Consider the following 11,634-nt stretch of genomic DNA (forward strand, 5'->3'; position numbering starts at 1 on the left):
GACGCTTCGAGCCCTCCGCCTGCGGACGCACCTGTCACGAGGACAAGGACACGTTCCCGATGACTGGCGTCACCTCTGTTCCCCGCAAGCCGGCCCGCCCTCGCAAGGGCAAGGGCGAAGGCCAGTGGGCGCTCGGCTATCGCGAGCCGCTGAACAAGAACGAGGAGAACAAGAAGAACGACGACGGCCTGAACGTCCGGGCCCGGATCGAGAACGTCTACGCGCACCGCGGCTTCGACTCGATCGACCCGGCCGACCTGCGCGGCCGCTTCCGCTGGTGGGGTCTGTACACCCAGCGCAAGCCCGGGATCGACGGCGGTAAGACCGCGACGCTGGAGCCGGAGGAGCTGGACGACAAGTACTTCATGCTCCGGGTCCGGATCGAGGGCGGCCAGCTCAGCACCGAGCAGTTGCGGGTGATCGCCGAGGTGTCCAGCACCTACGCGCGCGACACCGCCGACATCACCGACCGGCAGAACATCCAGCTGCACTGGATCCGGGTCGAGGACGTGCCGGCCATCTGGCAGAAGCTCGAGGCGGTCGGGCTCTACACCACCGAGGCCTGCGGTGACGTGCCCCGCGTCGTCATCGCCAGCCCGGTCGCCGGCATCGCCGCGGACGAGATCATCGACCCGACGCCGGCCATCGACGAGATCGTCGAGAAGTACATCGGCTCCACCGAGTTCTCCAACCTCCCCCGCAAGTTCAAGACCGCACTGACCGGGCACCCGTCGCACGACGTCGTACCCGAGGTGAACGACATCGCCTTCGTCGGCGTCGTCCACCCCGAGCACGGCCCGGGCTTCGACCTCTGGGTCGGCGGTGGCCTGTCGACCAACCCGATGCTCGCGCAGCGACTCGGCACCTGGATCCCGATCGAGGAGGTGCACGAGGCGTGGTGGGGTGTCACCAGCATCTTCCGCGACTACGGGTACCGGCGGCTGCGGACCCGCGCCCGGCTGAAGTTCCTGGTCGCGGACTGGGGTGTCGAGAAGTTCCGCGAGGTGCTCGAGGAGAAGTACCTCAAGCGCAAGCTGATCGACGGCCCGGCACCCGAGGTCCCCGCCGTCCAGGGTGACCACGTCGGCGTCCACAAGCAGAAGGACGGCCGGTACTACGTCGGCGTCGCGCCGGTCGTCGGTCGCGTGTCCGGTACGACGCTCGCGAAGGTCGCCGACGTGGTCGCGGCGCACGGGTCGGACCGGATCCGGACGACGGCCCAGCAGAAGCTGATCGTGCTCGACGTCGAGGAGTCGCAGGTCGACTCGCTGGTCGCGGAGCTGGACGCACTCGGATTCCGGGCCAAGCCGAGCGCCTGGCGGCGGAACACGATGGCCTGCACCGGTATCGAGTTCTGCAAGCTGGCGATCGTCGAGACCAAGGCGAAGGCGGCGCAGCTGATCGACGAGCTCGAGGAGCGGATCCCCGACCTCGACGTACCGATCACGGTGAACGTGAACGGCTGCCCGAACTCCTGCGCCCGGATCCAGGTCGCCGACATCGGCCTGAAGGGTCAGCTGGTGCTCGATGCCGAGGGCAAGCAGGTGCCGGGCTACCAGGTCCACCTCGGCGGCGGCCTCGGGCTGGACGCCGGCTTCGGCCGGAAGCTGCGCGGCCACAAGGTCACCGCGGACGGCCTCACCGACTACGTGGAGCGCGTCACCCAGAACTACCTGAAGGAGCGCAACGAGGGCGAGCGCTTCGCCCAGTGGGTCACCCGAGCAGATGAGGAGGCACTGCAGTGAGCGAACGCGCGGCACCGTTGTACTGCCCCTATTGCGGGGACGAGGACCTTCGTCCCTCCGAAGAAGGCCATGGCGCGTGGGAGTGCCGGCCGTGTGCACGGGTGTTCCAGCTGAAGATGATCGGACTGCGGGTGACGGTGGAATGAGTACGGATCTGAAGACGCTGGCCGAGGAGGCCAACGAACGACTAGCCGACGCCTCGGCGCAGGAAGTGCTGGCGTGGGCGCGGGAGACCTTCGGTGACGAACTGGTGGTGACCGCCTCGATGGCAGACGGGGCTCTCCCCCACCTCGCGGCCGAGGCGGCCCCTGGTGTCGACGTCCTGTTCCTCGACACGGGCTACCACTTCGCCGAGACGATCGGCACCCGCGACGCGGTGGCGGCGACGCTGCCGATCCACCTGATCAACGCGACCCCCAAGCAGACCGTCGCGGAGCAGGACGCCGAGTACGGCGAGAAGCTCCACGACCGCGACCCGAACAAGTGCTGCGCGCTCCGCAAGGTCGAGCCCCTCAACCGCTACCTGGCCGGCTACAAGGCCTGGGTGACCGGCGTACGGCGCGAGGAGGCTCCGACCCGGGCCAACACCCCGGTCGTGGAGTACGACGAGAAGCGCGACATGGTGAAGCTGAACCCGATCGCCCCCTGGACCCAGGAAGACCTGGACAGCTACATCGCGGACAACGGCGTACTGGTCAACCTGCTCCAGTACGACGGCTACCCGTCCATCGGCTGCGAGCCGTGCACCCAGCGCGTCGCCCCCGGTGAGGACCCGCGCAGCGGCCGCTGGTCCGGCACCGGCAAGGTCGAATGCGGGCTCCACACATGACCGCCATCATTGATGCCCCGGAGGCGATCCTGAGCACCACCGTCACTGAACTCGATGCCCTGGAAAGCGAATCCATCTTCGTGTTCCGTGAGGTGGCGGCGGAGTTCGAGCGGCCGGTGATCCTGTTCTCCGGTGGCAAGGACTCGATCGTCATGCTGCACCTGGCCCGGAAGGCGTTCGCGCCGGCCGGTGTCCCGTTCTCGCTGCTGCACGTCGACACCGGGCACAACTTCCAGGAGGTCCTGGACTACCGCGACGCGACCGTGAACGCGCTCGGCCTGCGGCTCGAGGTCGCCAGCGTCGAGGACTACATCGCAGACGGCCGGCTGCGGGAGCGCTCCGACGGGACCCGGAACCCGCTGCAGACCGTTCCGTTGCTCGACGCAATCAACGGACACCGCTTCGACGCGGTGTTCGGCGGCGGGCGCCGGGACGAGGAGCGGGCCCGGGCGAAGGAGCGGATCTTCAGCCTGCGCGACGAGTTCGGTCAGTGGGACCCGCGCAACCAGCGCCCCGAGCTCTGGTCGCTGTACAACGGCAAGCACCGGCCCGGTGAGCACGTGCGGGTGTTCCCGCTGTCCAACTGGACCGAGCTCGACGTGTGGAACTACATCGAGCGCGAGCAGATCCCACTGCCGAGCATCTACTACGCGCACGAGCGGGACGTGTTCGAGCGCGACGGCATGTTGCTTGCCGTTGGCCCCTACTCGCAGCCGCGCGACGGCGAGACCGTCTCCAAGCGCGTGGTGCGGTACCGGACCGTCGGCGACATGTCCTGCACCGGAGCGGTCGCCTCGACCGCGACATCCCCGGCCGAGGTAGTCGTCGAGGTCGCGGCCAGCGAACTGACCGAGCGTGGCGCGACTCGCGCCGACGACCGGGTCAGCGAGGCGGCCATGGAAGACCGCAAGCGAGAGGGGTACTTCTGATGGGCGCCGCTGAGCACACCCTCTTGCGCCTTGCCACCGCGGGCTCTGTTGACGACGGGAAGTCCACCCTGGTCGGGCGGCTGCTGCACGACTGCAAGGCGATCCTGGCCGACCAGATCGCCCACGTGCAGACGGTCTCCGAGGCTCGTGGCGGTGACTTCGACTTCGCGCTGCTCACCGACGGTCTGCGGGCCGAGCGCGAGCAGGGCATCACGATCGACGTCGCCTACCGGTACTTCGCGACCGACAAGCGTTCGTTCATCCTGGCCGACTGCCCCGGGCACGTGCAGTACACCCGCAACACCGTGACCGGCGCGTCCACCGCGGACGTCGTGATCATCCTGGTCGACGCACGGCATGGAGTCCTTGAGCAGACCCGCCGGCACCTGGCCGTCGCCGGTCTGCTCCGGGTCCCGCACGTCGTACTCGCGGTGAACAAGATCGACCTGGTCGGGTACGACGAGGCCGTCTTCACCGGGATCGCGAAGGACGTCACCCAGCTCGCCGACCAGCTCGGGATCGCCGACGTGCACGCCATCCCGGTGTCCGCGCTGGTCGGGGACAACGTGGTCGAGCGGTCCGCCGAGACGCCCTGGTACGACGGCCCGACACTGCTGCAGTACCTGGAGAACGCCAACGGGCGGACCGACACCTCTCGCGAGGCCCTGCGCTTCCCGGTGCAGTACGTGATCCGGCCGCAGACCGACGACGAGTACCGCGACTACCGCGGCTACACCGGCACCGTTGCCTCCGGCACCGTCTCCGTCGGTGACCAGGTGGTCGTGCTGCCGGCCGGTCGCCGTACCTCGGTCGCCGGGATCGACAAGGCGGTCGTCACCGCCACCTCGACCGCGGTCGCGGAGCGGCCGTCCGCGGTCGCCGGCGAGGCCGTCACCGTCCGGCTGGCCGACGACCTCGACGTCGCCCGCGGCTCGGTGATCGTCGCCGCCGAGTCCTCCCCCGGCACCCGCCGGGAGCTGGCCGCCACCGTGTGCTGGCTGTCGGACCGCCCGCTGACCGTGGGCGCCCGGCTGCTGATCAAGCACACCACCACAACCGCCCAGGCCATCGTGACGAAGATCAACGGTGCGCTGGACCTGGACACGCTCGGAGTCATCGACGCCGCCGGGCTCGACCTGAACGACATCGGCAAGGTGCAGCTCAAGGTCGCCGCACCGCTGGCCGCCGACCCGTACTCCAGCAACGCCATCACCGGATCGTTCCTGCTCATCGACGCCCACGACGGGTGGACGCTCGCGGCCGGCATGATCGACGACGAAGAAGGGGAACTGCTGTGACTGCTCCAGCGCTCGTGATCCTCGCCCACGGCAGCCGCGACCCGCGTTCGGCCGCCACGGTCCACGCCCTCGTCAAGTGCCTGCGCGACATGCGTGACGACCTGCGGATCGAAGCCTCCTTCCTCGACCACTGCCCGCCCACGCCGTACCAGGTGATCGGCAAGCTCGCCGCCGAGGGTGTGGAGGAAGTCGTCGTCCTGCCGCTGCTGCTGTCGTCGGCGTACCACGCCCGGATCGACGTACCGGCGGTCGTCGACGAGGCCCGCAGCCGCTTCCCGGCGCTGCGGATCATCGCCTCGGACGTGCTCGGGTACGACGAGTCGCTGCTCGACGTCCTCGATCGCCGGATGCGGGCCGAGCTGAAGGACGGCCGGGTGCGGGAGCTGGACGCGCTGGTGCTGGCCTGCGCCGGTTCGAGCGACTCGCAGGCGAACGCGAGCGTGACCCGGCTCGCGCGGCTGTGGGGTCAGCGGCACAAGCTGCCGGTCACCGCGGCCTTCACCTGCGCTGCGACGCCGTCGCCGGCCGAGGCTGTGCTGAAGTGGCGGCTGGAGGGTCGGCGGCACGTGGCTGTCGGCTCGCTGTTCCTCGCGCCGGGTGTGCTGCCGGACCGCGCCGAGTCGACTGCCCGCCGGGCCGGTGCAGTGGCCGTGTCGCGGCCGTTGGGTGTGAGCGCTGAGGTGGCACGGCTCGTGCTGCTGCGGTACGGCGTTGCCGGGCTCGACCTGCTCACTCTGGCGCCGGCCCCGCGGCCGACCGTCGTACGCCCGGAGCTCGTCCGCACGGCCTAGTAGCGCAACGGATCGATGAAGGAGACGTCGGTGTACGGCGTCTCCTTCGTCGTGAGCTCGGCCAGCAACTCGCCGACACCCGCGCAGTGCTTGAAGCCGTGACCGCTGTCGCCGCCGGCGATCACGAGCCGCTCGTCGCGTCGCCCGACCAGGAACTGGCCGTCGGGTGAGTCAGTCACCATGCACGGGATCACCTTCACCGGCTCCGGGTCGAGGTCCGGGAACGAAGCGGCGACGGCTGCCGCCAGCTCGCCGATGTCCTCGCGCGGGTGGATGTAGCGGTCGAGCTCGTCGGGATCGAAGTCCCTGGCGCGCTCTGCGCCGTCGAGACCGACCTTGACCAGGAAGTCCTCGTCGGATCCATGCCCCCACAGGCCGCGGCCGTCCGGGAACTCCCAGATGAACGACGGGAAGTTCGTCAGCCGGAACGCGTCGGACGCCGGGTCCTTCGGCCGGAACCAGAAGAGCGGCGTACGGCGCGGTGACAGCGGCAGACCGGGGACGAGCTTGCCCAGCCACGCACCTGCACACACGACGACCTGATCGGCTTGGATGTCGATCGTCGGAGTTCGGACCGTCACCCCATTCGGCTGCAGGTCGATCGCGGTCACCATCGTGTGCGGGAAGACCGTGGCGCCCAGTCGCTCGGCCTCGGCAACCTGCGCTCGCACAGTCGGCTCGGCGTAGCAGATCCCGGCGCCGGGATCCCACACTGCGACGTCGTGGGCGGACAGGTGGTACTGCGGGAACCGCCGGGCAAGCTCGTCGTGGCTCAAATCTGTCGTCTGCGCGCCCGCCTCCGCCGCGGCCTTGCGGGCACCGGCTACCGGGTGGCTGTCCGGCCCACCGACGTTGAGCGAACCCGTCTGGCGGACGTAGACCTCGCCGGTCCGCTCCCCCAGCTCCGTCCAGAGCCTGAGTGACTCCTGAGCGATCGGTGTCAGCCCTGGATGCTCCATACAGGCCACCCGGAACAGCCGAGTGCTCCCGTGCGACGACCCGAACGGATGGCCGATCGCCTGCCGCTCGATTCCGACGACCTTCACCCCGCGCTGAGCCAACCGCCACAACGCCGCCGACCCGAACGCACCCAGGCCGACCACGACGACATCCGTCCGCACGCTCTCCATCCCCCAACCCTCACCCACCCGTGCGGTTCTCCACCAGTTGGATCGGGTTGCCGTCGGGGTCGGCGATCCAGGCGATGCGCAGGTTGCCGAGCCAGTCGTGCGGCCCGGACAGCGCCTTGGAACCGGCGGCGGTCAGGCGGGCGTACTCCCCGTCCGTGTCGTCGCACCACAGCACCAGCTCGGCGGCCCGGCCGGTGAGGTCCGGCGAGAGCCCGTGGTCCTTCCGGGCCGACCCGACGTCGGCGATGCCCAGGTTGAACCCGTCGAGGGTGAGCTCGACATGGATCGGCGGTCCCTCCGGCGGGTGCTGGAACCGCTGCTCGAACCCGAGCCCCAGGTAGAAGTCGCGGAGGCTCGCGAGGTCCTCGGAGTAGAACGTGATCTGCGGAGCTCTGAACATGCGCCCTATCTTCCACCTGCTTCGGGGCTAGCTAGCGTGATATCTTGCTATCCATGGCGAAGGAATCGACCAAGAACATCTTGTTGCGGCTGGATCCGGAGTTGGCGGAGCGGCTGCAGACGGTTGCGTCGGTCGAGGGGCGTTCGGTGTCGGACGTGGCCCGGGAGGCGATCGCGGCGCTGGTGGATCAGCGCCGGCAGGACCGCCGCTTCGGCCGCCTGCTCGACGAGAACCTGGCCCGCCACGAGGAGTCGCTGCAACGCCTCCGTGGAGACGACTGATGCAGTTCCTCGACCAGTACGACGTACTCGCGGTCGCTGCCCGGGTGTTGCGTTGCGAGTCCGGGGACGCGGTCCGTCGTACCGACCTGGACGCGGTCGATCAGGTGCTGGCCGACGTGCGGCGTACGAACGGACTGGCCGAGGCGGCGGCGGTGTTGTTGTCCGGGCTGATCCGGGCGCGGGCTTTCCAGGGTGCGAACCGGGTGGTGACGGTCGCGGTCGTGCTGCAGTTCGTCGCGGTGAATCAGGCGGATCTGCGGCTCGAGCCGGTCGAGGACTGGGACGAACTGCTGGACCGGCTGACGGCAGCCGTGGTCACGCCGGTTGAGGTCGCCGACTTCATCCGCGCCCGGCTGACGCCGCAGCGGGTCACCGCAGAGGACCTGCAGGAACACCTCAGGATCGAGCTGCTGCTCGAGGGCGAGGTGGCGAATCTCCGCGCGAGCCACGCGCTCGGGGGCGAAGAGTTGTGGAGGGGTGAGGAGATGTTCGAGAAGTTCAGCGACCGGGCCCGGCGGGTCGTCGTACTGGCGCAGGTCGAGGCCCACCAGTTGCAGCACAACTTCATCGGGACCGAGCACCTGCTGCTCGGGCTCATCGAGGAAGGCCAGGGCGTGGCCGCGAAGGTGCTCTCCGGGATGCCCGCCGAAGGCTGGCGACCGGGCGGTATGGGCGTCACCGCACCCGCGGTCCGTGACCTCGTGGTGGAGATGATCGGCCGCGGTGCGCATCAGACCTCGGGCACGGTCCCGTTCACCCCCCGCGCGAAGAGCACGCTCGAACACGCCTACCAGGAGGCCCGCACCCTGGGCGACGACGTCCTGGACACCGAGCATCTCCTCCTCGGCCTGCTGCGCGACGGAGAAGGCGTGGCGGCGCAGATCCTGATGAAGCTCGGCGCGGATCTCGACGAGATCCGAGCCAAGGTGAACGACTGGCGTGGCCACAAACACCGGGTCGAGTCAGCCGTGGCCGGCTTCCTCGCCGACGACTCCGGCACCGCCTGGACCACCTTCGGCCGCCGTCACCACCTGCTCGCCGAGCTCAGCGCCGTACTCGAGGAGAACGAACGCCTGCACGAACAGGTCGCCGAGCTCCGCGCCCTCCTGCGCCGCCACGACATCGACCCCGACGCGTGAGGATGCCCAGGCTCAGGTAGTCGGCTGGAAGAGCTCGATCGGGTTGCCGGACGGGTCGTCCAAGAGGATCTGGAGGCCGCCGCGGCCGGTGACGATGTCGTTCCGGAAAGTCGCGCCGTCCGAGCGCAGCGCGCCGACCACGGACTCGAGGTCGTCGACCTCCAGTTGGATGCGGTTCCAGCCACCCGGCTCCGGCACGCGGCCGTCGGGCATGGCCTGGGCCGCACCGCCTGGCCCGGTCGGCTCGGACAGCAGCAATCGCAGGTCGCCCCGCGTGATCCCGGCGAACCCCGGACCCGGCCGCATCTGCACGTCGAACCCGAGGTGCTTGGTGTAGAAGTCGACCGCCGCATCGACATCGTTCACGATGTACCGCACCGAAACCGTACCCATCACTCCGCTCCTCTCGGCCCCGTCACCTCCCGCTCGCTCTGCCCGTACCCACCTGTCGTCTCGTCATCCAGCGTGATCAGGTGGCAGCGAGGCGCTTCTTCTCGGTGTCCACGTCGAAGTCGGCGGCGGGCCACTCGGGGTTGAGGGTCTGCAGGGTCTCGAGGATGAGGGTGGTGACGGCCCAGTTGCGGTACCACTTGCGGTCGCTCGGGATCACCAGCCACGGCGCCTCCGGGCTGTTGCAGCGCTCGAGCGCCGCCTCGTACGCCTCCTTGTACGCCGGCCAGAACTTGCGCTCGTCGACGTCGCGCGGGTTGTACTTCCAGTGCTTCGTCGGGTCGTCCAGGCGCGCCTCCAGCCGCACCCTCTGCTCCTCGGCCGAGATGTGCAGGAAGCACTTCAGCACCGTCACACCGCTCGCGGCGAGCTCGGCCTCGAAGTCGTTGATCTGCCCGTAGCGCCGGTTCCACACCGGCGGTGCGACCAGGTTGCGGACCCGCGCGATCAGCACGTCCTCGTAGTGCGACCGGTCGAAGATCCCGATGATCCCGGGGTCGGGCAGCGCCTGCTTGATCCGCCACAGGAACCCCCGCCGCTTCTCCGCCGGCGTCGGCGCCTTGAACGACGTGATCTTCAGACCCTGTGGATCCATCAGCCCGGCGCCGTGCCGGATCACCCCGCCCTTGCCGGACGTGTCCATCCCCTGCAGGACCAGCAGCACGCTGCGCTGCCCGCCCTTGCGGCCTTCGGCGAACAGCCGCTCCTGCCAGTCGGACACCTCGGCACCGAGGCTCTCCAGCGCGACCTTGCCCTCGTCCTTGGTCCCGGTGAACCCGGGCGTCGCGCGTGTGTCGTACTTGCTCAGATCCACCGGCCCCGGCGGCACCCGCAACTGCTCGAGCAGCCCATCCTGATCCGCCTGGCTCTTCTTCTGCTTCGCCATCCGCCCATCCTGCCTCAACCCTGCCGTACGCGCTTCCGACGACGCTGCAGGACCACTTCGATCACAACAATCGCCACCGCGGCGACCGGGAGCGAGAAGACGCCCCAGACCATTCCACCCAGCAGCGACAGGCAGTCGGAGTCGCCGCTTTCACAGTCGGTCGCGTTGTAGTACGCCGTACCGGCCACGACCGCGACGAGCACCAAGAGCGCACAGCCGCACAGGTAGACCGCAGCCCGCACCAGCCAGCTCCGTTGGACGCCGGTGGCGACGAGAAGTGCCGCAATCAGTCCGAGCACGATCGTCAGCTGAGCAAGCTCGCCCTCGTCCCGGCTCCAGACGAACCGGAACCTACTGTTCGCGACGCTCTGCCAGACAACAAACCCGGCCAGCGCCCCCAGCGCGATCCCCAGCCACAGACGGGCTTTGGGGTCCAGCCGCGAGCAGCACGACGGACAACACCGCTGTATGCCGCTTCCCCGTCATCACCCCAGCGAAGCACGTCGCAGGCCTACCCGCCCACGGTGCAACGGACTCGCAACAACTATGGGACGACTGTGCTGGCCTCGGGGACCATGCCGGTGTTCGCGAGAGCGATCAGGCGCGAGAGGGCTCGCAGGTACTTCTTCCGGTAGCCACCCTTGAGCATGTCGGCGGAGAACAGCTGGTCCAGCGGGACACCGCCGGCCAGGAGCGGCAGATTCCGGTCGTACATGCGGTCGGCCAGCACGACCACGCGGAGGGCAACGTTCTCGTCGGTCAGTGGGCGGATGTCGGTGATGGCGACGGTGTCCACGCCGTCGAGGAGGGCGCCGTACTTGCTCGGGTGCAACTCGGCAAGATGGCGGTGCAGGTCGACGAAGTGGTCGCAGGACGCGTTGTCTCGATCGACGGCGACCGTCTCGACCTGATCGTCGAGCCACGGTTCGGGCGCGACGGGAAGGCCGCGGTGGCGGTAGTCCGGTCCGTCGATGCGGCGTACGTCGAAGTGCGCGGACAGGGCCTGGATCTCGCGCAGGAAGTCGATCGCCTGGAACCGGCCTTCGCCGAGCTTGTCCGGCAAGGTGTTCGAGGTCGCCGCCAACTCGACGCCGGCCGCGACCAACTGTCCGAGCAGGCGGGAGATCAGCATCGTGTCGCCGGGATCGTCCAGCTCGAACTCGTCGATGCAGATCAGCCGGTACGACGACAGTGCCTCGACAGCTGTCCGGAGGCCCAAGGCACCGACGAGGTTGGTGAGCTCGACGAAGGTGCAGTACATCTTCGGTCCGGCCGCCTCGTGCCACAGCGACGCGAGCAGGTGGGTCTTGCCGACGCCGAAGCCACCGTCGAGATAGACGCCGGGCTGGCCCGAGACCTCGGTGCGCCCGCGGAGACGCGACCACAGACTCGGTGCCTGCCGCGGCTTCGCCAGGCCCACGGCTCGCGACGTCAGCACGGCCAGCGCATCGGCCTGGGACGGTTCGTCCGCGGCCGGGCGGTAGGTTGAGAAACGTACGTCGGCGAAGCGCGGCGGAGGTACGCACTCGGACAGCAGCCGATCCGAGCTCACCTCCGGCCACCGCTCACTCAACCGAATCACCATGCGCCCAACCCTAAGGGCGCCCCACTCGGCCCGCGTCGCCCAGCCCGCACCCCGGGACGCGGCGGGAAACCTCGGGAAACTTCGCAGGGACCTTGACGTGACCTTGACCACTTTCTTACTTTCAGTTAGGAAGTTGAGTGTGGGTTCGTGAGGTGACTGACTGAGGAGTCG

The 11,634-nt window shown here is 69.0% G+C and carries 13 protein-coding genes; 7 read left to right on the plus strand and 6 right to left on the minus strand.

What is annotated here, in order from left to right; translation table 11 throughout:
* Nucleotides 1-59: 59 nt before the first annotated feature.
* From ACGFIF_RS09735 to ACGFIF_RS09755, 5 genes are all read left to right on the plus strand, one after another.
* Entirely contained in the window at nucleotides 60-1,745 is a 1,686-nt protein-coding gene (locus ACGFIF_RS09735) for a nitrite/sulfite reductase (RefSeq protein ID WP_393153335.1), read from the plus strand.
* A 142-nt stretch (nucleotides 1,746-1,887) separates the two neighbouring features.
* Nucleotides 1,888-2,574 carry a phosphoadenylyl-sulfate reductase gene (locus ACGFIF_RS09740; RefSeq protein ID WP_393153337.1) on the plus strand — a complete coding sequence of 229 codons (687 nt, stop codon included), beginning with the start codon at nucleotides 1,888-1,890 and terminating at the stop codon, nucleotides 2,572-2,574.
* A complete protein-coding gene (gene cysD, locus ACGFIF_RS09745; protein ID WP_393153339.1) occupies nucleotides 2,571-3,503 on the plus strand; it encodes a sulfate adenylyltransferase subunit CysD in 933 nt (310 codons plus the stop codon). The genes ACGFIF_RS09740 and cysD overlap by 4 nt, the downstream gene beginning before the upstream one ends.
* Nucleotides 3,503-4,801: a sulfate adenylyltransferase subunit 1 gene (locus tag ACGFIF_RS09750; RefSeq protein WP_393153341.1), complete on the plus strand. Its 1,299-nt coding sequence runs from the start codon at nucleotides 3,503-3,505 to the stop codon at nucleotides 4,799-4,801. The genes cysD and ACGFIF_RS09750 overlap by 1 nt, the downstream gene beginning before the upstream one ends.
* The gene (locus tag ACGFIF_RS09755; RefSeq protein ID WP_393153343.1) at nucleotides 4,798-5,592 is read left to right on the plus strand and encodes a sirohydrochlorin chelatase; all 795 of its coding nucleotides are present in this window, start codon (nucleotides 4,798-4,800) and stop codon (nucleotides 5,590-5,592) included. The genes ACGFIF_RS09750 and ACGFIF_RS09755 overlap by 4 nt, the downstream gene beginning before the upstream one ends.
* On the opposite strand, the gene solA is transcribed toward ACGFIF_RS09755, so the two are convergent.
* Both solA and ACGFIF_RS09765 read right to left on the minus strand, forming a co-directional pair.
* Nucleotides 5,589-6,722: an N-methyl-L-tryptophan oxidase gene (gene solA / locus ACGFIF_RS09760; protein ID WP_393153345.1), complete on the minus strand. Its 1,134-nt coding sequence runs from the start codon at nucleotides 6,720-6,722 to the stop codon at nucleotides 5,589-5,591. The two genes, ACGFIF_RS09755 and solA, sit on opposite strands and share 4 nt — an antisense overlap.
* A gap of 10 nt (nucleotides 6,723-6,732) precedes the next feature.
* Complete coding sequence (locus ACGFIF_RS09765; protein WP_393153347.1) at nucleotides 6,733-7,122, minus strand: VOC family protein; 390 nt, start codon at nucleotides 7,120-7,122, stop codon at nucleotides 6,733-6,735.
* Between the two features lie 53 nt (nucleotides 7,123-7,175).
* On the opposite strand from ACGFIF_RS09765, the gene ACGFIF_RS09770 reads away from it, so the two are divergent.
* Both ACGFIF_RS09770 and ACGFIF_RS09775 read left to right on the plus strand, forming a co-directional pair.
* The gene (locus ACGFIF_RS09770) at nucleotides 7,176-7,403 is read left to right on the plus strand and encodes a ribbon-helix-helix protein, CopG family (protein ID WP_393153349.1); all 228 of its coding nucleotides are present in this window, start codon (nucleotides 7,176-7,178) and stop codon (nucleotides 7,401-7,403) included.
* Nucleotides 7,403-8,542, plus strand: a complete 1,140-nt coding sequence (locus tag ACGFIF_RS09775; protein ID WP_393153351.1) for a Clp protease N-terminal domain-containing protein — start codon at nucleotides 7,403-7,405, stop codon at nucleotides 8,540-8,542. The genes ACGFIF_RS09770 and ACGFIF_RS09775 overlap by 1 nt, the downstream gene beginning before the upstream one ends.
* A 12-nt stretch (nucleotides 8,543-8,554) precedes the next feature.
* Here the strand turns inward: ACGFIF_RS09775 and ACGFIF_RS09780 are convergent, their stop codons facing one another.
* The 4 genes from ACGFIF_RS09780 to zapE form a co-directional block, all read right to left on the minus strand.
* Entirely contained in the window at nucleotides 8,555-8,935 is a 381-nt protein-coding gene (locus ACGFIF_RS09780) for a VOC family protein (RefSeq protein ID WP_393153353.1), read from the minus strand.
* Nucleotides 8,936-9,011: 76 nt separating this feature from the next.
* Nucleotides 9,012-9,878, minus strand: a complete 867-nt coding sequence (locus tag ACGFIF_RS09785; protein ID WP_393153355.1) for a PPK2 family polyphosphate kinase — start codon at nucleotides 9,876-9,878, stop codon at nucleotides 9,012-9,014.
* A 14-nt stretch (nucleotides 9,879-9,892) separates the two neighbouring features.
* Nucleotides 9,893-10,177, minus strand: coding sequence for a hypothetical protein (locus tag ACGFIF_RS09790; RefSeq protein ID WP_393153357.1), 285 nt, complete (start codon nucleotides 10,175-10,177; stop codon nucleotides 9,893-9,895).
* Between the two features lie 245 nt (nucleotides 10,178-10,422).
* Nucleotides 10,423-11,463, minus strand: a complete 1,041-nt coding sequence (gene zapE / locus ACGFIF_RS09795) for a cell division protein ZapE (RefSeq protein WP_393153359.1) — start codon at nucleotides 11,461-11,463, stop codon at nucleotides 10,423-10,425.
* Nucleotides 11,464-11,634 lie beyond the last annotated feature (171 nt).

This window comes from Kribbella sp. NPDC049174 (assembly GCF_043197365.1).
Lineage (GTDB): Bacteria > Actinomycetota > Actinomycetes > Propionibacteriales > Kribbellaceae > Kribbella.